This is a genomic window from Pseudomonas sp. TREG-RG-20F-10-E-6-01 (genome assembly GCF_022662455.1).
Lineage (GTDB): Bacteria > Pseudomonadota > Gammaproteobacteria > Pseudomonadales > Pseudomonadaceae > Aquipseudomonas.
Genome location: NZ_JAKNQP010000010.1, coordinates 120578 through 144613, shown reverse-complemented (window position 1 = coordinate 144613; position 24036 = coordinate 120578). Strand labels below are relative to the sequence as shown.

The following is a 24036-nucleotide window of genomic DNA, read 5'->3' as shown; positions in this document are numbered from 1 at the left end:
TTCCAGAATCTGCCGTCAAGCACTAATTATGCTTTTGGTGCAGAAACTGGTTTTTTCGCGATAAGGCGGGGAATCCGGCGCATGACAGGCGGAATACGCAGGGCCAAAAGCAGCGCACCTATAGATGCATATACTGCCCACTCCTTCAGATCGGCCCGCACAATCCACAACATATGCAGCAAACCAAGCCCAAGGATCACATACACCAAGCGATGCAGCTTCTTCCAACGACTGCCAAGTCGACGCTGGCTATAGCGATTGGAGGTCACTGCCAGCACCAATAAGCAGAGGAAGCCCAGCGCGCCCACAATAATGTAGGGCCGCTTACGCAGCTCCACCCCGAATTGCGACCAATCAAGCCCTAGGATAAAGACGCAGTAAGCCGCCAGGTGCAAAACCACATACGCAAAACACCAGAGACCCAGCTGCCGGCGGACAGCAATCCACCCCGCCCACCCGCTGAGCTTCTGCAATGGCGTCATGCCCAGCGTGATCAGCAACAGAATCAAGGTCCCAAGCCCCAACCGATCCATCAGCACTTTGCCTGGATCAGGCCCGAGCACAGAACTCCATGCCTCGTACAACCAGAAAAATGGCCATATCGCCGCGGCTATAAAGACGCCTATGCGCCAGATCGGATAACGCATCAGTAATTCTTCCGCAGATCGAGGTCCGTATAAAGAGAAGCGACCTCATCCGAGTAGCCATTGAACATTTGCGTCTCACGCACGTTCGGGCTGAACAAGCCGCTGGGCAGGCGACGTTCTCGCGCCTGAGTCCAACGAGGATGGTCGACCGTAGGATTCACGTTCGCGTAGAACCCATACTCATCGGCCGCGATGCTCTGCCAGGTCGTCTTGGGTTGTTCGCTTACAAGACTGATCCGCACAATCGACTTCACACTCTTGAAGCCATACTTCCACGGCACCACCAGACGCAGTGGCGCGCCGTTCTGGTTAGGCAACTCACGCCCGTACATGCCAACCGCAAGGATAGCCAATGGGTTCATAGCCTCATCCAGGCGTAACCCTTCTACATATGGCCAGTCGATCAAGCCGAAGCTTGAGCGCTGCCCCGGCATGCTTTTGGGGTCCTGGAGCGTTTCAAAACGGATGTACTTGGCTTTGGAGGTCGGCTCCACCTGCTTGAGCAAGGCGGAAAGGGGGAAACCCATCCACGGAATCACCATCGACCACGCCTCGACGCAGCGCAAACGGTAGATGCGCTCTTCCAACTGATAAGGCTTCATAAAGTCTTCCAAGGCATAACGCCCCGGCTTGCCGACCTCTCCATCAATCACCACACTCCAGGGCTCGGTCTTGAGTGAACCCGCGTTCTTTGCCGGGTCCCCCTTGTCAGTACCGAATTCATAGAAGTTGTTGTAGTGGGTTGCGTCCTTGAACGGCGTGATGGCTTCGCCCTTTACCGTAACAGCCTGCCACTGGGTGCCTGGCAGCTTCTGGGCAAACCAACTCGGGGCATTGCCCGGCTCGACGTCGGCGTAACGCGCTGCATCGTCAGCACTGGCCCAGCGCGGCAAGGTACTGGCAGCGACGCCAGCAAGCGCACCACCGAGCAAGCTGCGGCGAGATAAATAGAAGGATTCAGGCGTGACATCCGATTCGTGACAATCGGACGCTTTGGGGATCTTGATTAACATGGCAACTCCGCAGCATTGGAGGACTGATGCACCAATAGACTGCGGAGTATGACGGACATTACATTAAGACAATGTTTTGTCGCGGCGCAGATGCAGCAAGTACTGAATCGGCCCCGAAGCGGCGTAGACCAGGAACGCCAGCAGCAGGATACGCGGCGGGTCGCTGAACACTACAGCGAATACCAGCACCACCACCAGGATCGCCACGAAAGGCACGCGCCCCTTGAGGTCGAACTCCTTGAAACTGTTGTACTTGATGTTGCTGACCATCAGCATGCCAGCCGCAGCCACCATCAAGGCCACCAGGAAAGACATTTTCGAGCCCTGGATTCCATAGTCACTGAATGCCCAGACAATACCCGCCACCACGCCCGCCGCCGCCGGGCTGGCAAGGCCGATGAAGTAACGCTTGTCAGCGGTACCCACCTGGGTATTGAAGCGCGCCAGACGCAAAGCGGCGCCGGCGACATAGATGAAGGCGACCATCCAGCCAACCTTGCCCATATCCCCCAGCGCCCAGGCAAACGCCAGCAGCGCCGGTGCAACCCCGAAAGCGACCATATCCGACAGCGAGTCGTACTCGGCGCCAAAGGCACTTTGCGTGTTGGTCATGCGCGCCACACGGCCATCAAGGCCATCAAGCACCATGGCCACGAAGATTGCGATGGCGGCAAAACCGAAATACTTGCTGGCACTCACCGCATCACCCGCCGCCAGCGCACTTTGGGCGCTCATGGAGTTGATGATGGAATAGAAGCCGGCAAACAGGTTCGCGGTGGTGAACAGGTTAGGCAGAAGATAGATGCCACGATGCCGGACCTTGCGACCTTCCGCGTCATGCCCTTCTTCGACATGCTCATCGATCGGCAGCAGGCTTTCGGCGTCAGAGGCCTGGTGTGGCTCTTCGGGACGTTCGCTCATGGATTTTACCTTGCAACGGTGTGAAAAAAATTCGACAGAAACTTGCGGCGAGTGTTCGCCCGCAAACGATGCAGCTTTATACCAGAACCAGCCCCTCAAACGAAAAAACGCGGCCTAAGCCGCGTTTTCTGTTGATGCGTACGACTTAGTTTTTGGCTTTGTCGACGATCTTGTTGGCACCGATCCACGGCATCATGGAGCGCAGTTGCTCGCCGATGACTTCAATACCGTGAGCGGCATTGTTACGACGCTTGGCGGTCATCGAAGGGTAGCCGGTTGCGCCTTCGCTGATGAACATTTTGGCGTATTCGCCGTCCTGAATACGTTTCAGAGCGTTGCGCATAGCCTGACGGGACTCGGCGTTGATCACTTCCGGGCCAGTCACGTACTCGCCGTATTCGGCGTTGTTGGAGATCGAGTAGTTCATGTTGGCGATACCGCCTTCGTACATGAGGTCAACGATCAGCTTCAGTTCGTGCAGGCATTCGAAGTAGGCCATCTCTGGCGCGTAGCCAGCTTCAACCAATGTTTCGAAACCAGCTTTGACCAGCTCAACGGTACCGCCGCACAGAACGGCTTGCTCGCCGAACAGGTCGGTTTCAGTCTCGTCCTTGAAGGTGGTTTCGATGATGCCGGTACGACCGCCACCCACGCCAGCTGCGTAGGACAGTGCAACGTTTTTGGCGTTGCCCGAGGCGTCCTGGTAGATCGCGATCAGGTCAGGGATACCGCCGCCTTTGACGAACTCGGAACGCACGGTGTGGCCCGGGGCTTTCGGCGCGATCATGATCACGTCAAGGTCAGCACGTGGAACAACCTGGTTGTAGTGAATCGCGAAACCGTGGGAGAAGGCCAGGGTGGCGCCCTTCTTGATGTTCGGCTCGATTTCATTCTTGTACAGCGAGGACTGGAACTCGTCCGGGGTCAGAATCATGACCAGGTCAGCAGCAGCAACGGCGGAAGCAACGTCGGTCACTTTCAGGCCATGGGCTTCAGCCTTGGCAACAGTGGCCGAACCTTTGCGCAGGCCGACAGTGACGTCAACGCCGGAATCTTTCAGGTTGCACGCTTGGGCGTGGCCCTGGGAACCGTAGCCGATGATGGCGACTTTCTTGCCCTGGATGATCGACAGGTCACAATCTTTATCGTAATAAACTTTCATGAGGTTCCTCTATATATCCAGGCCGTAAGGCCATTCGCTAATTTGGGTTAGATGCTGAGTACTTTGTCGCCACGGGCAATCCCGGTGACACCACTGCGTACGGTTTCCAGAATCGAGGCCGTCCCGATCGACTGGATGAAACTGTCCAGCTTGTCGCTTGTACCGGTCAGTTGAACGGTATAAACGCTGGCGCTCACATCGACGATCTGCCCGCGATAAATGTCAGTAGTCCGTTTAATCTCGGCACGCTGGGCACCCGTAGCCTTGACCTTAACCAACATCAGCTCACGCTCAATGTGGGCACTTTCCGAAAGATCGACCAGCTTGACCACTTCGATCAACTTGTTGAGGTTCTTGGTGATCTGTTCGATCACCTCATCGTGGCCCACGGTGGTCAACGTCAGACGCGACAGGGTCGGGTCTTCGGTCGGCGCCACGGTCAGGCTTTCGATGTTGTAGTTGCGTTGCGAAAACAGGCCGACAACACGAGACAGAGCGCCGGGTTCGTTCTCCAGAAGCAGGGAGATAATGTGCCGCATGATTAAGTACGCTCCGTCTTGTTCAGCCACATGTCGCGCATAGAGCCGTCTTTGATCTGCATCGGGTAGACGTGCTCGCTGGTATCCACTTGAATATCGAGGAACACCAGGCGGTCCTTCATGGCGAACGCCTCTTCCATCTTCGGCTTCAGATCTTTCAAATCGGTGATGCGAATGCCGACGTGGCCGTAGGCTTCAACCAATTTTACGAAATCTGGCAGCGATTCCATGTAGGAATGGGAGTGACGGCTGCCGTAGCTCATGTCCTGCCACTGACGAACCATGCCCAGTACGCCGTTGTTCAGGCAGACGATCTTCACCGGAAGGCCGTACTGCAAGCACGTCGACAACTCCTGAATGTTCATCTGGATGCTGCCCTCACCGGTGACGCACGCGACGTCGGTGTCGGGGAAGCTCAGCTTCACACCCATGGCCGCAGGGAAACCAAAGCCCATCGTGCCCAGGCCACCGGAGTTGATCCAGCGGTTAGGCTTGTCGAACTTGTAGTACTGCGCGGCGAACATTTGGTGCTGGCCCACATCGGAAGTTACAAAGGCATCGCCCTTGGTCACTTCGCACAGGGTTTCGATCACGGTTTGTGGCTTGATGACGCTGCCGTCGCCTTTGTCGTAAGGGAACAGGCCGCGGTCACCGCGCCATTCGTCGATCTGCTTCCACCAGCTGGCAACGGATTCCTTGTTCGGCGTTTCGCCGATGTCCTTGAGCGCGGCAACCATCTCGGTCAACACACTTTCTACCGGCCCCACGATCGGCACATCGGCCTTGATGGTCTTGGAGATGGACGCCGGGTCGATGTCGATATGGATGATCTTGGCATTCGGGCAGAACTTGCTCGCGCCGTTGATCACACGGTCATCAAAACGCGCGCCCACTGCCAGGATCACGTCGGCGTGGTGCATGGCCAGGTTGGCGGTGTAGCTGCCGTGCATGCCGAGCATGCCGACGAACTGACGGTCCGTGCCCGGGAATGCGCCGAGGCCCATCAACGTGTTGGTGACTGGCAAATTAAGCAGCTTGGCCAGCTCGGTCAGTGGAGCAGAACCGCCGCCCAGGATCACGCCACCGCCCGAGTACAGCACCGGGCGTTTGGCCGCCAGAAGCATTTCTGCCGCCTTGCGGATTTGCCCCGAGTGCCCACGAACAGCCGGGCTGTAGGAACGCAGCTTGGCTTTCTTCGGGAAAATGTATTCGAACTTTTCAGCCGGGTTGGTCATGTCTTTCGGGATATCGACCACAACAGGGCCCGGGCGACCGGACTGTGCGAGGTAGAACGCCTTTTTCATGACTTCCGGGATTTCCGAGGCATGCTTGATCATGAAGCTGTGTTTCACGATCGGCCGGGAGATACCGATCATGTCGGTTTCCTGGAATGCATCGGTACCCACCATGGTGCTTGCGACCTGGCCGGAAATGATCACCATCGGAATAGAGTCCATATACGCAGTCGCGATGCCGGTAATGGCATTCGTTGCGCCTGGGCCGGACGTCACCAGTACCACACCGGCTTTACCGGTGGCACGGGCGTAACCGTCAGCCATATGGGTCGCAGCCTGTTCGTGGCGAACCAGGATGTGGGTAACAGCCGGTTCCTTGAACAGTGCGTCGTAAACATGCAGCAGAGCACCACCTGGGTACCCGTAGATATAGTCGACGCCTTCGTCACGCAAAAAGCGGACGAGCATCTCACCGCCAGATAAAAGCTCCACGTTGTTCACCTCTAAAACGCCAGAATACCGTCCGTTAAAAACCGACGGGTCTTAATAGGTTTACTTCTCAACAGAGCATGAGCGACGGTGGTCGCCGACTACGTCAGCACTGACTGAGCAAGTATTGGGATCGTCCCAAGTGTTGCGGGCTTTTCCCACCCAGCGCGAGGTAACGCGTTGCGGGTGTTACAGGTCGGCGCGGATATGCGCCTCATGATCTGCTGAGCGGGCCTGCTTCTGGCAGTCCCGATACAGCGGACTTTGGATTCTTCTGTTTCAGCCCCTTCAAGTCAAGCAATAATTGCGCTTTTTTCCAACTAAGCGCATGAGAACGTAGATTAAAGGGGTTTGAGGAGGGATAAAACTCGCCTGAATGTCGTCAAGCGGTAGAAATGTGCGCAAGACTGCCGGAAAACCCGGCAGTCAGGCAATTAACGAGCGTCGACGATCAATTGGTCGAACTTTTTCAGCGCGTTACGCAAACCGAGGCTCTCACGCGGGCGATCGGCGTAAACCATCTCCGCCATCTCCAGAATCCCCGACGCATTAGGCAACGGCAGATCCTGCTCGAGGATCTGCTTCATGCGCACCAGGAAGATCCATTGCAGCCACTGATGAAAATCCAGGGTATCAACCGAAAAAGGCTCGACACTGCTGAGCGCCTCTGCGCTGGGGGACACCTCGTCCCACCAGCCCTGCACGCGCAATTCGCGCTCGATCAGCAATAACTGTTCGGCAATCGCGGGAAAACGTGCATCCATCAGAGGCTGACCTTGGCTTTCTGGCGAGCCTGCGCAGCACCGGCAGCATCGCCTTGGGCAGCACGCGCGTCACCAATCAGGGCCCACAGGTTGGCTTGCAGATCGGGACGACCATTGGCCAGGCTCAGGCCGCGACGGGCGAACTGTTCGGCTTGCGGCGCATCACCTTGAGCCATACGCACCTGGGCCAGGCGATACAACACTTGCGGCTCGCGAGGTGCCACGCGCTGGGCACGCTCAAGGCTGGACGAAGCGCCGTTCAAATCACCACCGGCCTGCTGTTGCTGGGCGGTGGTCAACAGCGACAGCACTGGTCCGTCCAGTTGCTCATCAGCCGACAGGCCGCCAGCGTTCGACGACGACGGGATACCGCTCGGCGTCGACGGCATGTTGTAGGTGCCCTGGTTAACCGGCGCCGTCTGGATCGGCGTGGAATCAACCGGCCCCGACGTGCTTGGGCCTGGGGTCCACGGCTCGGCGCTGATCGGCGCCGACGTTGCAGCACCACCGCCCGGCACCATCACTACCACACCCGAATCCTGCGGCATGGCCTGCGGTGTGGCTTGGGCCGGACGCTTGACCACGGTCTGACGGAAGCCGCCGTTGGCCGAAATGCGATCGTTATTGGAAACGGTGGTACTCGAATCCACCACGGGAATCGAACCGCGCTGCACGCTGGAGCAACCGCTGAGCACTGCCAGAGCTGTAATAGCTGGAATCAACCACTTGTTCACGTGAAACCCTCTTTGCTTAGTTCATCCAGCCCTTGACCCAATCCATCACCGATTCCGCGTCAGCAGGGGCACTGCCACCGCATGCGGCGCCGGGTGGTGGCTCGCTGCCGCGAATATACGGCATCTGCACCGCGCCCGGACAGTTGGCATCGGAGCCCTGCCCCGTGTGCGGATCAATCCAGGCCTGCACGATGTTGTCCGGTTGCGGCATGTTCAGCGGCAACGGGTCGGCCTTGCGCATGAAGCTGGTCCAGACCTGCAGCGCACCGGTGGCGCCGGTGAACGGCGTCTTGCCATTGTCGTCACGCCCCAGCCAAACCACGGCCAGCACGTCCTGGCCAAAGCCTGCGAACCAGCTGTCACGCGAATCGTTACTGGTACCGGTCTTGCCCGCCAGCGTCAGGTTCGACGGCAGCACGCTGTAAACCGAGCGCCCGGTGCCTTCGCGCATTACGCGCTGCATGGCGTTCTGGATCAGGTAAATGGAGCCTGCATCAAAGCGCTGCTGAATCTGGAACGGATAGCGCTTGAGCGGCTCACCCTCGGCAGTCAGCACGCTGCGGATACCGCGCATCGGGGTATTGAAACCGCCGTTGGCGAGGGTCTGGTACATGGTGGCCACTTCCATAGGGGTCATGGCGCCGGCGCCCAACAGCATCGATGGGAACGACGGGAACTCACGGTTGATGCCCAGGCGACCCAAGGTTTTCAACACATTCGGCACCCCGACTTCCAGCCCGAGGCGTGAGGTGGAGATGTTGTAGGAATGCGCCAGGCCCTGATACAGGAAAACCGTGCCGTGAGAGCGGCGATCGAAGTTCTGCGGCGTCCACACTTGGCCATCGGCACCTTTGACCGACAACGGGTCATCCGACAGCCAACTGGTCAGCGTGTATTTGCTCGGTTTTTCCAGGGCCGTCAGGTAGACCGCAGGCTTGACCAGCGAGCCGATCGGCCGCACGGCATCCAGCGCACGGTTGAAACCGGCAAAGCTGGCCTGGCGACTGCCGATCATGGCCTGGACTTCACCGGTTTCCGGGTTGGTCACCACCATGGCCGCCTCGACTTCATCGGCGCCCTTGCGGCCGGTCAAGCGTTTGAAGGTGTCGTTGACCGACGCTTCGGCTTTCATCTGCAAAATCGGGTCGAAACTGGTGAAGATCCGCAGGCCCTCTTCAGTCAAGTCTTCGTCGCGGTAATCTTCGCGCAACTGACGTTTGACCAGGTCGATAAAGCCTGGGAAGGAGCTGTCGGCCAGCTTGCCGCGAGTGGTTACACCCAGTGGCATTTTCTTTGCGGCCGCGACTTGTTCATCGGTAGCCACGCCCTGTTGCTCGAGTACGTCCAGCACGAGGTTACGACGTTCAAGCGCACGCTCCGGGTTGCGACGCGGGTTGTAATAGGACGGCCCCTTGACCATGCCCACCAGCAACGCGACCTGATGCAATTTCAACTCGGACAACGGCTGACCGAAGAAGAACTGGCTGGCCAAGCCAAAGCCGTGAACGGCGCGCTGGCCATCCTGGCCGACGAATACTTCGTTGAGGTAAGCCTCGAGGATTTCCTGCTTGCTGTAATGCAGCTCCAGCAGCATCGCCATCATGGCTTCGGTGAGCTTGCGGGTCAGGCTGCGCTCGTTGGTCAGGTAGAAGTTCTTGACCAATTGTTGCGTCAGCGTACTGCCACCCTGCGTCATCTTGCCGCCAGAGGTGTTAACCCAGATGGCGCGGGCAATCGACTTGGGCGAGACACCCCAGTGGCTGTAGAAGTCGCGGTCTTCGACGGCAACCAATGTTTCAAGCAGATACGGCGGCACCTGATCAAGCTTGATCAGGATGCGATCTTCCAGGTTCTTGGGGTAAATGCCGCCGATCAGCAGCGGTTCCAGGCGCACCACAGGCAACTTCGAACCATTGAGCGACGACAGCTCGGCGACGTAATCGCCAGAGAAGCGCACGCGCACCGGCTGGGCTTTTTCCAGGCCTTCATAAAACTGGAAGCCGCGGGTATTCAAGTCGACGGTATTGCCGCTGACGGCCGCGGCGCCAGGGCCATTGCTCACGGCTTCGCGGCGGTAACCCAAGGCGTCGAGCTCGGTCAGGAAGTCATCCTTGCTCAGCTTCTGGCCGGTGAACAGTTCCAGCGGGCGTGCGTACACCTTGGCCGGAATGGTCCAGCGCTTGCCGGAGAACTTCTCCTGGACCACAGCATCGAGGTACACCGCGAAGCCGGCGAGCACCACAAGGCCCACCAGGCTGAGCTTGAGCGCCCAGCCCAGCCACGGACGCAGGCCGCGGGAAGGAGGTTTTTTACGGGAACGGGGAGATCGGGTTCGAGTCATGGCGGCGGATTATACGCACTTTATTGATGATCAACATGAGCCGGACAGCGGTTTGCACGACCGGCTGTAACAGCCATAATGCCCGCCATGATTTCCCCCAGACTTTGAAGGATCGCCCGTGAGCCAGTCCCTGATCGCTGCCCTGCAAAACCCGGCTTTGTATCCCCATCCGGTTGAAGCGTTTCAAGTTATCGAGACCCATATTTCCTGGGTCATTCTGACTGGCCCCTTCGCTTATAAACTGAAGAAGCCGATGAACTTCGGCTTTCTGGATTTCACACAACTGGACGACCGGGGGCACTTCTGCAACGAAGAACTACGCCTCAACCAGCGCCTGACCGAAGATTTGTATCTTGAAGTGTTGCCAATTACCGGCACCGCCGAGGCTCCGCAACTGGGCGGCGATGGCCCGGTAATCGAGTACGCGCTGAAAATGCGCCAGTTCCCGCAAAGCCAACTGCTGAGCACCTTGCAAGCCAACGGCGAACTGACCAGCGCGCACATCGATGAAATGGCCAAGCAGATTGCGCATTTCCACCTCACCGCACCAAAGGTTCCACAGGCGCACCCGGCCGGCACCCCGGACGAGGTGATGGCGCCGGTGCGCCAGAACTTCGATCAGATCCGTCCTTTCCTCAGCGACAAGGCCGACCTGGCCCAGCTGGAAGCTCTGCAGGCCTGGGCCGAAAGCAGCTTCGAGCGCCTCAAGCCTTTGCTGGCTCAGCGCAAGCTCGAGGGCTTCACGCGTGAATGTCACGGCGATATCCACTTGGGCAATGCGACGATGATCGACGGCCAAGTCGTCATCTTCGACTGCATCGAGTTCAACGAGCCGTTCCGCTTCACCGATGTGTACGCCGACACCGGCTTCCTGGCGATGGACCTGGAAGACCGTGGCCTCAAATCCCTGGCACGTCGCTTTATCAGCCAATACCTGGAACTGACCGGCGATTACCAAGGCCTGGAAGTGCTGAACTTCTATAAAGCTTACCGGGCGCTGGTACGCGCCAAGGTTGCATTGTTCAGCATGCCGAGCGAGGCAAGCCCGGTGCAGCGCGCCACTACCCTGCGCCAGTACCGCAACTACGCCAACCTGGCCGAAAGCTACAGCACTATTCCTTCGCGCTTCCTGGCAATTACCCACGGCGTATCGGCAGTCGGCAAGAGCCACGTTGCCATGCGCCTGGTGGAAGCCTTGGGCGCCGTGCGCCTGCGCTCGGATGTGGAACGCAAACGCCTGTTTGGCGAACAGCACGTGGAAAACACACCACAGGCCGGCATCTATGCCGCCGACGCCAGCGCAGCAACCTATGCTCGCCTGAATGAAATCGCCGATATCGTCTTGCGCGCCGGCTACCCGGTCGTACTGGATGCCACCTTCCTCAAACGTGAACAGCGCGACGCCGCCGCGAAGATTGCCGAGGCCACCGGCGCGCCATTCCTGATCCTGGATTGCAACGCACCGCAAGCCGTTATCGCCAGCTGGTTGGCACAACGTCAGGCGGATAAGAACGACCCTTCCGACGCGACGCTGACCATCATTGAAGAGCAGCAGGCCAACCGAGACCCGCTGACGGCTGAAGAATTGCTGCTCAGCAAGCGTGTAGAGACCAATGAAAGCGGAACCCTGGATGCTCTGGTGGCGCATATTCGCCAACGCCTGCCAGGCCTGTAAGAAATATTTCTTGGTCGTGTCACCGATCTACGGTGCACGACCGAGCAATAGTGGCACTATAATGGCGTCATAATTCCAACAGGAGTCGCCGTCATGAGTCAGCCCAAGCTTCTTGATACTCCGCTCTACGCGCTCCTGCACAAGGACGACATTCGAGGCTTCAACCAGGAACGGCCTAAAGACGGCAGCATCGACATGCGTGGCGGTGACTTTCGTGGGCTGGACTTGCGCGACCTGAACGCCACGGGCGTAGATTTCACCGATGCGTATTTCCGTTCTGCCGATCTGCGTGGCCTGGATCTACGCGACTGCTCACTGGAAGGCGCCAGCCTGGCGCATGCACAAATTTCCGGCACCTACTTTCCACCTGAACTGACCGCCGACGAAATCCTCATGTCGGTTAATTTCGGTACTCGCCTGCGCTATCGCACCAAGTGACGCCATATGCCCGCCCCCGGCTACGCATCAAGTGTGCCGGGTGGTTCGCCGTGCCTCTGCTTAAAACCTCCTGAGCATTCTTATAAGCGTTTCAGCCGTTCCTGACCAAAGAACTACGCTTTTCCTACTGAGCGCTACACTCCTTTTCAGGCTTGCCTGGTCACGATACCCACCGAACCATTCGGCCGTCGCAAGGAGGCTTGATGAACGATGAGCTGCAACACCTGAAAAACCTTGGCAAGACGTCGGCGCAGTGGCTGCATGCGGTGGGCATCCACAGCGCGTCCGACTTGCGCCGTCTGGGAGCGGTCGATGCCTACCGGGCAGTGCGAACTCGCGGTTTCCGGGCGTCGAAGGTATTGCTGTACGCCATTGAAGGCGCATTGATGGATGTGCACTGGAACGACATTCCCGCGGAGCGAAAGGAAGCGCTGAACCGCCAGCTGGATGCGATTTCGGCACGTCAGAAGAATTAGCTCAGCGATAAAACTCAACGTTTACAGGCATTACGAACGCCTGTTTGAGAAAATCCGCAGGTCGAGCAAAAACAAATGTTGACTCTCAAATGAGAATCGTTATGATTATCACAACTGGTCGCGAGATCAGCCGATAACTGAAAGACCATTGGTTCGGACTCTCAGATTATCTCCTCATCAGGCTAATCACGGTTATTTGACCCGGCTCTTGCCGGGTCTTTTTTTGCCTGTAAAACGCCTATAAAACCGTGAGGCTCAGCGCGCGATAATCAACGGATGCCCACGCTCCGGGTGCGGCTGCACCAACACATCCAGCCCAAACACAGCCTTGAGCGGCTCAGGTCGCAAGACGTGTGCGGGCGTATCCAAGGCATGCGGACGCCCGCCTTCCAGCAGCAGAATGCGATCACAGTAACGCGCAGCCAGATTCAGGTCATGGAGGATCACCAGCACGGCCGCGCCTCGATCGGCAAAACTGCGAATAGCCTGCAAGGTCGTGTGCTGATGCAAAGGGTCAAGCATCGACGTCGGCTCATCCAGCAGCAACGTCTGCCCCGCCTCGCCCGGCCATAGTTGCGCCAATACCCGCGCCAAGTGCACACGTTGGCGCTCCCCGCCAGACAACGCCAGGTAGCTGCGGCCGCTCAAATGGCTGATGTCCGCCGCCTGCAACGCCGCACGGATGATCTCGTCGTCACGCACGCGCCCGGTCTGATGCGGCAAACGCCCCATGCCGACAACTTCTTCAACGCGAAACGCAAAATCCAGGGTCGAGGTTTGCGGCAACACCGCCAAGCGCTGGGCGCGCTGCGGGCCGGTCCAGCTCTTGAGCGCCTGCTGATCCAGCCACACCGCGCCCTGATCAGGGTGCAGCTCACCGCACAGCGCGCTGAGCAAGGTGCTTTTGCCAGCACCATTGGGGCCTAGCACGCCAAGTACCTGGCCCGGTAACAGGTCCAGGCTGACATCGGCCAACACAGTCTTGCGACCACGCCGGATCTGCAGCGCTTCCACTCGCAGCATCAGGCGCGTCCTCGCAACAACAGATAAAGAAAAAACGGCGCACCGATAAACGCCGTAACAATGCCGATCGGTAACTCCGCGGGCGCCAAGGCCAGGCGCGCCACCAAATCTGCAAACAGCAACAAACTCGCGCCGGCCAGCACCGAGGCTGGCAACAGCACACGATGGTCGGGCCCGGCCAGCAACCGCACCAAGTGCGGGACCACCAGCCCGACAAACCCGATCATCCCCGCCGCCGCTACTGCCGCCCCCACGCCCAAAGCGGTGCAGAACACCAGCTCACACTTGAGCCCTTCCACATCAATCCCCAGGTGGCTGGCCTCGGACTCACCCAGCAACAAGGCATTCAGCGCCTTGGCGCGGCGCGGCAACCAAAGCGCGACACCCGCGCTCACCAGCAGCAACGGCCACAACCGCGAGTAGCTCGCGCCATTGAGGCTGCCCAGGTTCCAGAACGTCAGGGTGCGCAGAGTGGCGTCGTCGGCCAAATAGGTAAACAGCCCGACCGCCGAGCTGGCGAGGGCCGTGAGCGCGATGCCGGCAAGCAGCATCGTCGCAACATTGGTCTGGCCGTTACGGCGCCCCAGGCGATAGACCAGCGCAGTCACTCCCAAACCACCGAGAAACGCACACAGCGACAGCAGGTAAGGCCCGAACGCATCCGGCAGTCCGCCAAAAAACGACCCCCCGACAATCGCAATCGCCGCCCCCAGCGCCGCGCCACTCGACACCCCGACCAGCCCGGGATCCGCCAGCGGATTACGGAACAACCCCTGCATCGCCACGCCCGACAACGCCAGCACGCCGCCGACCGCCAGGCCAAGCAATGTGCGCGGCAGGCGAATCTGCCCCAGGATCAATTCGGCCTGCTCCAGGCCGTCGGCTGCAATCGGCACGCCCATCAAGCGCAACGCGGCCCTGAGTGTGTCCAGCAACGGCAGGCTGACCGGCCCCAAGGCTAATGAGAGCCAGGTCGCCAACACACACAACAGCGCCAGCCCGATAAACAGTGTTTTCGGCTTAACCAGAGGGGTCATGGAGCAGGTTTAGCCTGGGACGGATAGAACCCGGCAGACAGTTGCACCAGGCTTTGCGGCACACGCGGGCCCAGGCCGCCCACCAGCAGGGTGGGGTCCAGCTCAAACACCCGGCCATTTTCGGCCGCCGGCGTTGAGGCCAAAATCGGGTTTTCCTTGAACAGCGCCGCGCGCGCTGCATCGCCGGTCAAGGCACGGTCAGCAAATACCAGCACATCAGGACTCAGCCCCGCCAACGACTCCACCGAAAAAGGTTTGTAGCCGGTATGGGTGGCCAAGTTGCGTCCGCCCGCCTGCTGCAACAGCCAATCGGCGGCGGTGTCTTTACCTGCGATCAGCGGCTTGCCGCCCGCATGACCGAGCACCAACAGCACACCCGGGGTTTTTTGCGTGGCCTGGGCCTGAGTGACCCAGCGCTTCTGCTGCTCGAGTGCTTGTTCATATCCGGTAAATAATTCGTTGGCTTTAGCCTCACTGCCCAGCAACTTGCCAAGGTGCTGCAAGTTGCCTTTCAGGGTTGGCAGGTCCGGCTCGGCCGAAAACATTTCCACCTGCACGCCGGCGCCGCGAATTTGCGCAAGTACCGGCGGCGGCCCCATTTCCTCGGTGCCGACCAGTACTTGCGGGCGAAGGCTGAGAATGCCTTCCGCCGACAACTGGCGCTGGTAACCTATGCTCGGCAAGGCCTTCAGCGATTCCGGGTGCTGGCTGGTAGTATCCACGCCCACCAGTTTCGATTCGCCGCCCAAGGCCGTCACCCATTCCGACAGCGCTCCACCGGCACTCACCCAGCGTTGCGGCAGTTCAGAGGCTTGCGCCCCGTGGTGGACCAGCAGTGAGGCAACAAACGCAATAGCGCTGGTACTCAGACGCATAACAGGGTTTCCTTCCAGGGGCGGGGCGAAGCCGGCATTTGATAATTGTTTGCATTTGAACGTCAAGGCACTTAAGGATTGAAATGAAGTTTCTCTGCACCTCCGACACCCTTGCAGCCAACAGCAGCCTCGGCTTCGAGATCGACGGTTGCAAACTGTTGGCCGTGCGCCGGGACGGCGTTGCCTACTTCTATATCAACCGTTGCCCCCATCGCGGCATCGCGCTGGAATGGCAACCCGATCAGTTCCTCGACACCAGCGCCAGCCTGATCCAGTGCGCCACTCACGGCGCGCTGTTCCTGATCGAAAGCGGCGAATGCATCGCCGGCCCCTGCGCGGGCCAGAGCCTCACCGCCCTGCCCGGCCGCGAAGACGCGCAGGGCCTGTGGGTGCAACTCTAGTCGCTGATCAGTACATCCAAACGACGTTCTACAACAATTTCCTCAGGCGTGACTCGCACACCGTAGGCCAATACCTCCACACCGGCGGCCTTGGCCTCACGCAATGCCGCAGCGTAACCAGCGTCGATTTCAACCGCTGGGCGCACCGCCTCGATCCCCGACAGGTTGACGCAATACAACTGCACCGCCCGCACCCCGTCACGCGCCAGGTGCGCCAACTCGCGCAGGTGCTTGGCGCCGCGCTGGGTCACCGCATCGGGGAAGGCTGCCACCGCCGTGTCATCAAAGCCCAGGGTGACGCTTTTGACTTCGACAAACGCCGCGCCTTGCGGGTAATCGAGGCGAAAATCGATGCGGCTTTTTTCCTGGCCATAAGGCACTTCGCGCTTCAAGGCAGTAAACCCGTTGAGCTCAGTGATCACCCCCGCGCGCAACGCCTCCTCGACCAATTGGTTGGCGCGCGCCGTGTTGACGCACGCCAGCCGCCCCTGCGGCGTTTCGGCAATTTCCCAGGTGCCGGGCAACTTGCGCTTGGGGTCCGTGGAGCGACTGAACCAGACCTGGCCGCCCTCCACCATGCAATTGAGCATCGAGCCGGTGTTCGGGCAGTGAATCGTCAGCAACTCGCCGGTAACGGTTTCGATATCGGTGAGAAAACGCTTGTAGCGGCGGATCAGCCGCGCTTCTTCGAGAGGAGGATGAAAACGCATCAGCCTTGCCAGCTCCGCAAACCACGGGCGATACGCTCTACCGCCTGTTGTAGCCGATCGATATTTTGCGTGTAGGCAAAACGCACATGGTGGCCGGCTTGATAGCGGCCAAAATCCAGCCCGGGCGTAAACGCCACGTGTTCGGTTTCGAGGAAATGCCGACAGAACGCGAAGGCATCACCGCCGAACGCGCTGATATCGGCATACAAATAGAATGCCCCTTCCGGCTCCACGGCGATCCCGAATCCAAGTTCGCGCAGGGCCGGCAGCAGGAAATCCCTACGGCGACCGAATTCGGCGCGGCGCTGCTCCAGAATGCTCAACGTTTGCGGGGTAAAACACGCCAGTGCCGCGTACTGGGCCATGCTCGGCGCGCTGATGTAGAGGTTTTGCGCGAGCTTTTCCAATTCACCCACCGCAGCGGGCGGCGCCACCAGCCAACCCAGGCGCCAGCCGGTCATGCCGAAATACTTCGAAAAACTATTCAGGACGAACGCGTCGTCGTCCACTTCCAGCACGCTGGCGGCATCGGTGCCGTACGTGAGGCCGTGATAGATCTCGTCCACCACCAAGTGGCCGTCGCGCGCCTTGATTGCGCTGGACAACCCTGCCAACTCGTCCCGTGTAAGGATCGTGCCGGTGGGGTTGGCCGGGGAAGCGACCAACGCGCCTACGCTGTCCTGGTCCCAATGTTTGGCCACCAACTCGGCGGTCAATTGGTAGCGCACGTCCGGGCCAACCGGCACCAGCTGCGCCGCGCCTTCCACCAAGCGCAGAAAATGTCGGTTGCACGGATAGCCCGGGTCGGCGAGCAACCAATGTTTGCCCGGATCGACCAGCAGGCTGCTCGCCAGCAGCAACGCACCGGAACCACCAGGGGTGATCAGAATGCGCTCAGGATCGATGTTCAGCCCGTAACGCTGCTGGTAGAAACCGCTGATGGCCTCGCGCAACTCCGGCAACCCGCGCGCTGCGGTGTAGCGGGTCTTACCGTTGGCCAGCGCCGCCTGGCCGGCCTGGATGATGGGCTCGGCCGTGGTGAAATCCGGCTCGCCGATTTCCAGGTGGATCACGTCATGGCCGGCTGCCTGCAGCTCATTGGCTCGCGCCAGCAGCGCCATGACATGAAAAGGTTCGATGGCGCGACTGCGCGCACTGTAGGGCTGAGCCATTAGCCTTCCTTAACGGTGAGGACAAAATCAGGATTCTACCGAACCCTCGCGGTAAAACATGCTCTATTGCCTGCTCGGCCGTCCATGACGAACCGAGCAAGCGCTTGCAAAACGACTAAAATCAACATTCGAGACACACTATACCCAGCCATGGCGGGCTGTTGCAGTTTGCACCCCCGCCAAGTTGGGCCTCGACAACCGGGAGTGGCGCACCCCGAATCTATCTGGTAAGTTCGCCCGCTTGCAGCCGCAGGGCCGGCAGGTGTCGGTGACGTTGCAATCCTGCGCAATGGATTAGAAGAGTGAGAGGCGGTCTATTCATGTCCACCCAAGCAAAGCAACAGCAGCAGAGCCTCAGTGGCTTCACACCTTACGTCGAAACGAAAGGTGAGGAGTACATGGGCAAGCCCATGCGCCAGCACTTCACCAAGATCCTGCAAAAGTGGAAGCAGGACTTGATGCAAGAGGTCGACCGCACCGTTGACCACATGAAGGACGAAGCCGCCAACTTCCCGGACCCGGCAGACCGTGCCAGCCAGGAAGAGGAATTCGCCCTCGAACTGCGCGCCCGTGATCGTGAACGCAAGCTGATCAAGAAAATCGACAAAACGCTGCAACTGATCGAAGACGAGGAATATGGCTGGTGCGAATCCTGCGGCGTCGAGATTGGTATTCGCCGCCTGGAAGCCCGCCCAACCGCGGACCTGTGCGTAGACTGCAAAACCTTGGCTGAAATCAAGGAAAAACAGGTCGGCAAGTAATCCTGCCGGGCTGAACGAATGGGGCGTGCAAACGCCCCATTTTTGTTTCTGGCGTTTACCGATTTTCCAGTAGTATCCGGCCCATGACAGCCTCTACCTATATCGGGCGTTTCGCCCCCACGCCCAGCGGCCATTTGCATTTCGGCTCGCTGGTTGCCGCCCTCGCTTCCTACCTCGATGCCCGCGCCAATCACGGCCGCTGGCTGATGCGCATGGAAGACCTCGACCCACCGCGTGAAGAACCCGGCGCCCAGACGGCGATCCTGCACGCCCTGGAAAGCTACGGCTTTGAGTGGGATGGCGAACTGGTCCGACAAAGCGAGCGGCATGACGCCTACGCCAAAGTCCTCGACGGCCTGTTCAACCACGGCCTGGCCTACGCCTGCACATGCTCGCGCAAACAGCTGGAGCCCTACCACGGGATTTACCCTGGTTTATGCCGCAATGCCGGGCACGATCAGCACGACGCGGCCATTCGCCTGCGCGTACCCGAGCTGGAATACCACTTTACCGACCGCGTACAGGGCGAATTCCGACAGCACCTGGGCCGCGACGCAGGCGATTTCGTCATCCGTCGCCGCGACGGCTTGTATGCCTATCAATTGGCCGTCGTGCTCGACGACGCCTGGCAAGGTGTGACCGACATCGTGCGCGGTGCCGACCTGCTCGATTCCACGCCACGCCAGCTCTACCTGCAAGAACTGCTGGGCCTGCGCCAGCCGCGCTACCTGCACGTGCCGTTGATCGTGCAGCCGGACGGTAACAAGTTGGGCAAAACCTACCGTTCCCCGCCGTTGACACCGGACCAGGCCACGCCTTTGCTGTTAAGGGCATTGCGCGCCCTCGGCCAGCCCGCCGGCGCTGAACTGCTGCACGCCAGCCCACGGGAACTGCTCGATTGGGGCATTGCGCACTGGGATGCAACCCTGATCCCGCGCACACTCACGCTGGCCGAAGCGCAATTGCGCTGAAGGCGCTTGCAGCTTGCCAGCCATCCGTTACCATCGCCGCAGTTTTTTAATCAGAGGCCAACATGTACATCTATCGATTGGTCCTGCTGCTGGTCGTCGGGATCTACCTGTTTTCCCCCGCCATCATGGATTGGTGGATCGACGCCACGGGCGCCTGGTATCGCCCTTATCTGCTGTGGCTGATCCTGATCGTCGTGACCTTCATCCTGCAGAGCCAAAAAGATGCCGATGAGCTTTAGCCTCACCCAGATGCTGCTGATCAGCGCCGCCTACCTGGCCGCGCTGTTCGCCGTGGCCTGGATCAGTGAGCGCGGAATGATTCCGCGGGCGATCATTCGCCATCCGTTGACCTACACCTTGTCCCTGGGCGTTTACGCCAGCGCCTGGGCGTTTTATGGCACCGTGGGCCTGGCCTATCAGTACGGCTACGGCTTTCTGTCCAGTTACCTTGGGGTGTCCGGCGCATTCCTGCTGGCGCCAGTGTTGCTGTACCCGATCCTGAAAATCACCCGTACCTACCAGCTGTCATCCCTGGCGGACCTGTTTGCCTTCCGTTTTCGCAGCACCTGGGCCGGCGCGCTGACCACGATTTTCATGTTGCTCGGCGTGTTGCCGCTGCTGGCCCTGCAGATCCAGGCCGTGGCAGATTCCATCAGCATCCTGACCCGTGAGCCCGTGCAACATCGCGTCGCGCTGGCTTTTTGCGCGCTGATCACCCTGTTCACGATTTTCTTCGGTTCGCGCCATATCGCCACCCGTGAAAAACACGAGGGCCTGGTGTTTGCGATTGCCTTTGAGTCGGTGATCAAGCTGATCGCCATCGGCGGCGTCGGCCTGTATGCGCTGTATGGCGTGTTCGACGGCCCGCAACAGCTGGAGCTGTGGCTGCTGCAAAACCAGACCGCCCTCGCCGCCCTGCACACGCCGTTGCAGGAAGGCCCATGGCGCACGCTGTTGCTGGTGTTCTTCGCTTCGGCGATTGTGATGCCGCACATGTACCACATGACCTTCACCGAGAACCTCAATCCGCGCTCATTAGTGAGTGCAAGCTGGGGCTTGCCGCTGTTCCTGCTGCTGATGAGCCTGGCGGTGCCGCTGATCCTGTGGGCCGGCCTCAAGCTGGGCGCAACCACCAACCCGGAATACTTCACCCTCGGCGTCGGCATTGCCGCCAACAGCAAATCCCTGGCGTTGCTGGCGTACGTCGGCGGTTTGTCGGCGGCCAGCGGCTTGATCATCGTGACCACGCTCGCGTTGTCGGGCATGGCGCTCAACCACCTGGTGTTGCCGCTGTATCAGCCGCCGGCCGAAGGCAACATCTACCGCTGGCTGAAGTGGACGCGCCGCGCGCTGATCGTCGCGATCATCATGGCCGGTTATGGCTTCTACCTGTTGCTGGGCGCCGGGCAAGACCTTGCCAACCTCGGCATTGTCGCGTTCGTTGCCACCTTGCAGTTCCTGCCGGGCGTATTGTCGGTGCTGTACTGGCCGACCGCTAATCGCCGCGGGTTTATCGCCGGCCTGCTGGCGGGGATTCTGGTGTGGATCGTTACCATGCTGTTGCCGCTGGTCGGCAACCTGCAGGGTTTCTACATTCCGTTGCTGAACATGATTTACGTGCTGGACGACACCAGTTGGCACATGGCCGCCATCGCTTCACTGGCTGCCAACGTGTTGATGTTCACCTTGATCTCACTGTTCACCAACGCCAGCCCCGAAGAAACCAGCGCCGCCGAAGCCTGCGCGGTGGACAACGTGCGCCGCCCGCAACGCCGCGAGCTGCATGCCGCCTCACCCCAGGAGTTCGCCACGCAACTGGCCAAGCCGCTGGGTGCGAAGGCCGCGCAAAAGGAAGTCGAACAGGCACTGCGCGACCTCTACCTGCCGTTCGACGAGCGCCGCCCGTATGCGCTGCGACGCTTGCGTGACCGTATCGAGGCCAACCTGTCCGGGCTGATGGGGCCAAGCGTGTCCCAGGACATGGTCGAAACGTTCTTGCCCTACAAGGCTGGCGGCGAAAACTACGTCACCGAAGACATCCATTTCATCGAGAGCCGGCTGGAGGATTACCACTCGCGCCTCACCGGCCTTGCCGCCGAACTCGACGCGCTGCGCCGCTACCACCGCCAGACCCTGCAGGAACTGCCGATGGGCGTGTGCTCCCTGGCCAAGGATCAAGAGATCCTGATGTGGAACAAGGCCATGGAAGAATTGACCGGCATCGCCGCCCAGCGGGTAGTGGGTTCGCGCCTGAACACCCTGGGCGATCCGTGGAAAGAACTGCTGCAGGGCTTTATCAACCTGCCCGACGAGCATTTGCACAAGCAGCACTTGGCACTCGACGGCCAGACGCGGTGGCTCAACCTGCACAAAGCGGCGATCGACGAACCGCTGGCACCCGGCAACAGCGGCCTGGTGCTGCTGGTGGAAGACTTGACCGACACGCAAATGCTCGAAGACAAGCTGGTGCACTCCGAGCGCCTGGCCAGCATTGGTCGTTTGGCGGCAGGCGTGGCCCACGAGATTGGCAACCCGATCACCGGTATCGCCTGCCTGGCGCAGAACCTGCGGGAAGAGCGCGAAGAGGACGGCGAAATCACCGAAATCAGCGGGCAGATCCTTGAGCAGACCAAGCGCGTTTCACGCATCGTGCAGTCGTTGATGAGCTTCGCCCATGCCGGCGCTCATCAGAATCAGGACGAGGCCGTGTGCCTGGCCGAAGTCGCGCAGGATGCCATTGGGCTGCTGGCCTTGAACCGGCGCAATTTCGAAGTACAGTTCTTCAATCTGTGCGACCCGGACCACTGGGTCGACGGCGATTCCCAACGCTTGGCGCAGGTGTTGATCAACTTGCTGTCCAACGCCCGTGACGCGTCCCCGCCGCACAGCGCGGTACGCGTCAAGAGCGAGGCTTTCGAGCACACGGTCGATCTGATCGTGGAGGATGAAGGCAGCGGTATTCCACAGAACATCATGGACCGATTGTTCGAACCTTTCTTCACCACCAAGGACCCGGGTGAAGGTACCGGTCTGGGCCTTGCACTGGTCTATTCCATCGTTGAAGAGCATTATGGACAAATCACCATCGACAGCCCGGCTGACACCGAAAGCCAACGCGGCACCCGTATTCGGGTGACCTTGCCGCGTCATGTCGAAGCGACGTCCGCTGTGAACTGAGACCGTCGAGAGAATTGAATCAATGCCGCACATTTTGATCGTCGAAGACGAAACAATTATCCGCTCTGCCTTGCGTCGCCTGCTTGAACGTAATCAGTATCAGGTCAGCGAAGCCGGCTCGGTGCAGGAAGCCCAAGAGCGATTCAGCATTCCCACGTTCGACCTGATTGTCAGCGACCTGCGTTTGCCGGGCGCGCCAGGCACCGAGCTGATCAAGCTTGGCCAGGGCACGCCGGTGCTGATCATGACCAGTTACGCCAGCCTGCGTTCGGCGGTGGACTCGATGAAGATGGGCGCGGTGGATTACATCGCTAAGCCTTTCGACCACGACGAAATGCTGCAAGCCGTGGCCCGCATTCTGCGCGACCGTCAGTCGGCCAGCAGCGCGCCCGCCGAACAGCGCCCCGCCGGCAAGACCGCGAGCGGTGCGGACAAGCCCGGCGTCAACAACAGCAATGGCGAAATCGGCATTATCGGCTCCTGCCCACCGATGCAGGACCTGTACAGCAAGATTCGCAAAGTCGCGCCCACCGACTCCAATGTATTGATTCAGGGCGAGTCGGGCACCGGTAAAGAACTGGTCGCACGCGCGCTGCACAACCTGTCCAAACGCGCCAAGGCGCCGATGATTTCGGTGAACTGCGCGGCGATTCCTGAATCGCTGATCGAGTCCGAACTGTTCGGCCACGAAAAAGGCGCGTTTACCGGCGCCAGCGCCGGGCGTGCGGGCCTGGTCGAAGCGGCGGACGGCGGCACCTTGTTCCTCGACGAAATCGGCGAACTGCCGCTGGAAGCCCAGGCGCGCTTGCTGCGCGTGTTGCAGGAAGGCGAAATTCGCCGCGTAGGTTCGGTGCAATCGCAAAAGGTCGATGTTCGCCTGATCGCCGCGACCCACCGCGACCTCAAGAGCCTGGCCAAGATCGGCCAGTTCCGTGAAGACTTGTATTACCGCCTGCACGTGATCGCCCTCAAGCTGCCGGCCCTGCGTGAGCGTGGTGCCGACGTCAACGAAATCGCCAGCGCCTTCCTGCTGCGCCAGAGCGCGCGGATCAACCGTACCGACCTCAAGTTTGCCCCGGACGCCGAGCAGGCGATTCGTCACTATTCGTGGCCGGGTAACGTGCGAGAGCTGGAGAACGCGGTCGAGCGTGCGGTGATTCTGTCGGAGAGCCCGGAGATTTCCGCCGAGCTGCTGGGCATCGACATCGAGTTGAGTGACCTGGAAGACGACGATTTCATCGGCCTGGCCCCACAACAGGGCGGCGGTAGCAATACCAGCCACGAGCCGACGGAAGATTTGTCACTGGAAGATTACTTCCAGCATTTCGTCCTTGAGCACCAGGACCACATGACCGAAACCGAGCTGGCGCGCAAGCTGGGCGTGAGCCGCAAGTGCCTGTGGGAACGGCGCCAGCGCCTGGGCATTCCGCGTCGCAAGACCGGCGTGGCCAGCGAGAGTTGAGGGGGCGCCCCCA

At 60.0% G+C, this 24036-nt stretch carries 23 protein-coding genes; 9 read left to right on the top strand and 14 right to left on the bottom strand.

What is annotated here, in order from left to right; translation table 11 throughout:
* Nucleotides 1-26 precede the first annotated feature (26 nt).
* The 9 genes from msrQ to mrcB all read right to left on the bottom strand — a co-directional run bounded on the left by msrQ (nucleotide 27) and on the right by mrcB (nucleotide 9845).
* Nucleotides 27-647, bottom strand: a complete 621-nt coding sequence (msrQ, locus tag L8K08_RS24320) for a protein-methionine-sulfoxide reductase heme-binding subunit MsrQ (RefSeq protein WP_242200443.1) — start codon at nucleotides 645-647, stop codon at nucleotides 27-29.
* A complete protein-coding gene (msrP, locus tag L8K08_RS24315) occupies nucleotides 647-1660 on the bottom strand; it encodes a protein-methionine-sulfoxide reductase catalytic subunit MsrP (protein WP_242200439.1) in 1014 nt (337 codons plus the stop codon). Before msrP ends, msrQ begins: the two co-directional genes overlap by 1 nt.
* 63 nt (nucleotides 1661-1723) lie before the next feature.
* Nucleotides 1724-2581, bottom strand: a complete 858-nt coding sequence (gene pssA, locus L8K08_RS24310; RefSeq protein ID WP_145162066.1) for a CDP-diacylglycerol--serine O-phosphatidyltransferase — start codon at nucleotides 2579-2581, stop codon at nucleotides 1724-1726.
* Between the two features lie 145 nt (nucleotides 2582-2726).
* Complete coding sequence (gene ilvC, locus L8K08_RS24305) at nucleotides 2727-3743, bottom strand: ketol-acid reductoisomerase (protein ID WP_003194132.1); 1017 nt, start codon at nucleotides 3741-3743, stop codon at nucleotides 2727-2729.
* Between the two features lie 47 nt (nucleotides 3744-3790).
* Nucleotides 3791-4282: an acetolactate synthase small subunit gene (gene ilvN, locus L8K08_RS24300; protein ID WP_003176102.1), complete on the bottom strand. Its 492-nt coding sequence runs from the start codon at nucleotides 4280-4282 to the stop codon at nucleotides 3791-3793.
* Between the two features lie 2 nt (nucleotides 4283-4284).
* A complete protein-coding gene (locus L8K08_RS24295; RefSeq protein ID WP_106579404.1) occupies nucleotides 4285-6009 on the bottom strand; it encodes an acetolactate synthase 3 large subunit in 1725 nt (574 codons plus the stop codon).
* A 431-nt stretch (nucleotides 6010-6440) separates the two neighbouring features.
* On the bottom strand, nucleotides 6441-6770 hold the full coding sequence (locus L8K08_RS24290; protein ID WP_145162069.1) for a YqcC family protein: 330 nt from the start codon (nucleotides 6768-6770) through the stop codon (nucleotides 6441-6443).
* Nucleotides 6770-7504, bottom strand: coding sequence for a tetratricopeptide repeat protein (locus tag L8K08_RS24285; RefSeq protein WP_145162072.1), 735 nt, complete (start codon nucleotides 7502-7504; stop codon nucleotides 6770-6772). The genes L8K08_RS24290 and L8K08_RS24285 overlap by 1 nt, the downstream gene beginning before the upstream one ends.
* A gap of 16 nt (nucleotides 7505-7520) precedes the next feature.
* On the bottom strand, nucleotides 7521-9845 hold the full coding sequence (gene mrcB, locus L8K08_RS24280) for a penicillin-binding protein 1B (RefSeq protein ID WP_242200436.1): 2325 nt from the start codon (nucleotides 9843-9845) through the stop codon (nucleotides 7521-7523).
* Between the two features lie 118 nt (nucleotides 9846-9963).
* Between mrcB and L8K08_RS24275 the strand changes: the two genes are divergently transcribed.
* From L8K08_RS24275 to L8K08_RS24265, 3 genes are all read left to right on the top strand, one after another.
* Entirely contained in the window at nucleotides 9964-11520 is a 1557-nt protein-coding gene (locus tag L8K08_RS24275; protein ID WP_145162078.1) for a bifunctional aminoglycoside phosphotransferase/ATP-binding protein, read from the top strand.
* A 93-nt stretch (nucleotides 11521-11613) separates the two neighbouring features.
* A complete protein-coding gene (locus L8K08_RS24270) occupies nucleotides 11614-11958 on the top strand; it encodes a pentapeptide repeat-containing protein (protein WP_106579232.1) in 345 nt (114 codons plus the stop codon).
* A gap of 203 nt (nucleotides 11959-12161) precedes the next feature.
* Nucleotides 12162-12434 (top strand): TfoX/Sxy family protein, encoded by a 273-nt coding sequence (locus L8K08_RS24265; protein ID WP_010562703.1) that lies wholly within the window; start codon nucleotides 12162-12164, stop codon nucleotides 12432-12434.
* 255 nt (nucleotides 12435-12689) lie between these two features.
* Here L8K08_RS24265 and L8K08_RS24260 read toward each other — a convergent pair whose 3' ends face one another.
* The 3 genes from L8K08_RS24260 to L8K08_RS24250 are packed head-to-tail and all read right to left on the bottom strand — an operon-like array spanning nucleotide 12690 to nucleotide 15369.
* Nucleotides 12690-13457 (bottom strand): heme ABC transporter ATP-binding protein, encoded by a 768-nt coding sequence (locus L8K08_RS24260; protein WP_242200433.1) that lies wholly within the window; start codon nucleotides 13455-13457, stop codon nucleotides 12690-12692.
* Nucleotides 13457-14440, bottom strand: coding sequence for an iron ABC transporter permease (locus tag L8K08_RS24255; RefSeq protein WP_242200447.1), 984 nt, complete (start codon nucleotides 14438-14440; stop codon nucleotides 13457-13459). Before L8K08_RS24255 ends, L8K08_RS24260 begins: the two co-directional genes overlap by 1 nt.
* 50 nt (nucleotides 14441-14490) lie before the next feature.
* Nucleotides 14491-15369 (bottom strand): ABC transporter substrate-binding protein, encoded by an 879-nt coding sequence (locus L8K08_RS24250; protein ID WP_242200431.1) that lies wholly within the window; start codon nucleotides 15367-15369, stop codon nucleotides 14491-14493.
* 83 nt (nucleotides 15370-15452) lie between these two features.
* Here L8K08_RS24250 and L8K08_RS24245 point away from each other — a divergent pair, with 83 nt between their 5' ends.
* Nucleotides 15453-15770 (top strand): Rieske 2Fe-2S domain-containing protein, encoded by a 318-nt coding sequence (locus L8K08_RS24245; RefSeq protein WP_145162090.1) that lies wholly within the window; start codon nucleotides 15453-15455, stop codon nucleotides 15768-15770.
* Here the strand turns inward: L8K08_RS24245 and sfsA are convergent.
* Both sfsA and L8K08_RS24235 read right to left on the bottom strand, forming a co-directional pair.
* Nucleotides 15767-16480, bottom strand: a complete 714-nt coding sequence (gene sfsA, locus L8K08_RS24240; RefSeq protein ID WP_242200429.1) for a DNA/RNA nuclease SfsA — start codon at nucleotides 16478-16480, stop codon at nucleotides 15767-15769. The genes L8K08_RS24245 and sfsA overlap by 4 nt on opposite strands.
* Nucleotides 16480-17652 carry a pyridoxal phosphate-dependent aminotransferase gene (locus L8K08_RS24235; RefSeq protein ID WP_106579238.1) on the bottom strand — a complete coding sequence of 391 codons (1173 nt, stop codon included), beginning with the start codon at nucleotides 17650-17652 and terminating at the stop codon, nucleotides 16480-16482. Before L8K08_RS24235 ends, sfsA begins: the two co-directional genes overlap by 1 nt.
* Before the next feature lie 320 nt (nucleotides 17653-17972).
* On the opposite strand from L8K08_RS24235, the gene dksA reads away from it, so the two are divergent.
* The 5 genes from dksA to L8K08_RS24210 all read left to right on the top strand — a co-directional run bounded on the left by dksA (nucleotide 17973) and on the right by L8K08_RS24210 (nucleotide 24023).
* Nucleotides 17973-18413: an RNA polymerase-binding protein DksA gene (gene dksA / locus L8K08_RS24230; RefSeq protein WP_034100675.1), complete on the top strand. Its 441-nt coding sequence runs from the start codon at nucleotides 17973-17975 to the stop codon at nucleotides 18411-18413.
* 83 nt (nucleotides 18414-18496) lie between these two features.
* Nucleotides 18497-19384 carry a tRNA glutamyl-Q(34) synthetase GluQRS gene (gene gluQRS, locus L8K08_RS24225; RefSeq protein WP_145162096.1) on the top strand — a complete coding sequence of 296 codons (888 nt, stop codon included), beginning with the start codon at nucleotides 18497-18499 and terminating at the stop codon, nucleotides 19382-19384.
* A 62-nt stretch (nucleotides 19385-19446) separates the two neighbouring features.
* On the top strand, nucleotides 19447-19623 hold the full coding sequence (locus tag L8K08_RS24220; protein WP_003176118.1) for a hypothetical protein: 177 nt from the start codon (nucleotides 19447-19449) through the stop codon (nucleotides 19621-19623).
* Entirely contained in the window at nucleotides 19607-22561 is a 2955-nt protein-coding gene (locus L8K08_RS24215; RefSeq protein ID WP_162530298.1) for a sensor histidine kinase, read from the top strand. The genes L8K08_RS24220 and L8K08_RS24215 overlap by 17 nt, the downstream gene beginning before the upstream one ends.
* A 22-nt stretch (nucleotides 22562-22583) precedes the next feature.
* A complete protein-coding gene (locus L8K08_RS24210; protein ID WP_145162098.1) occupies nucleotides 22584-24023 on the top strand; it encodes a sigma-54 dependent transcriptional regulator in 1440 nt (479 codons plus the stop codon).
* The last annotated feature ends 13 nt before the right edge of the window (nucleotides 24024-24036 follow it).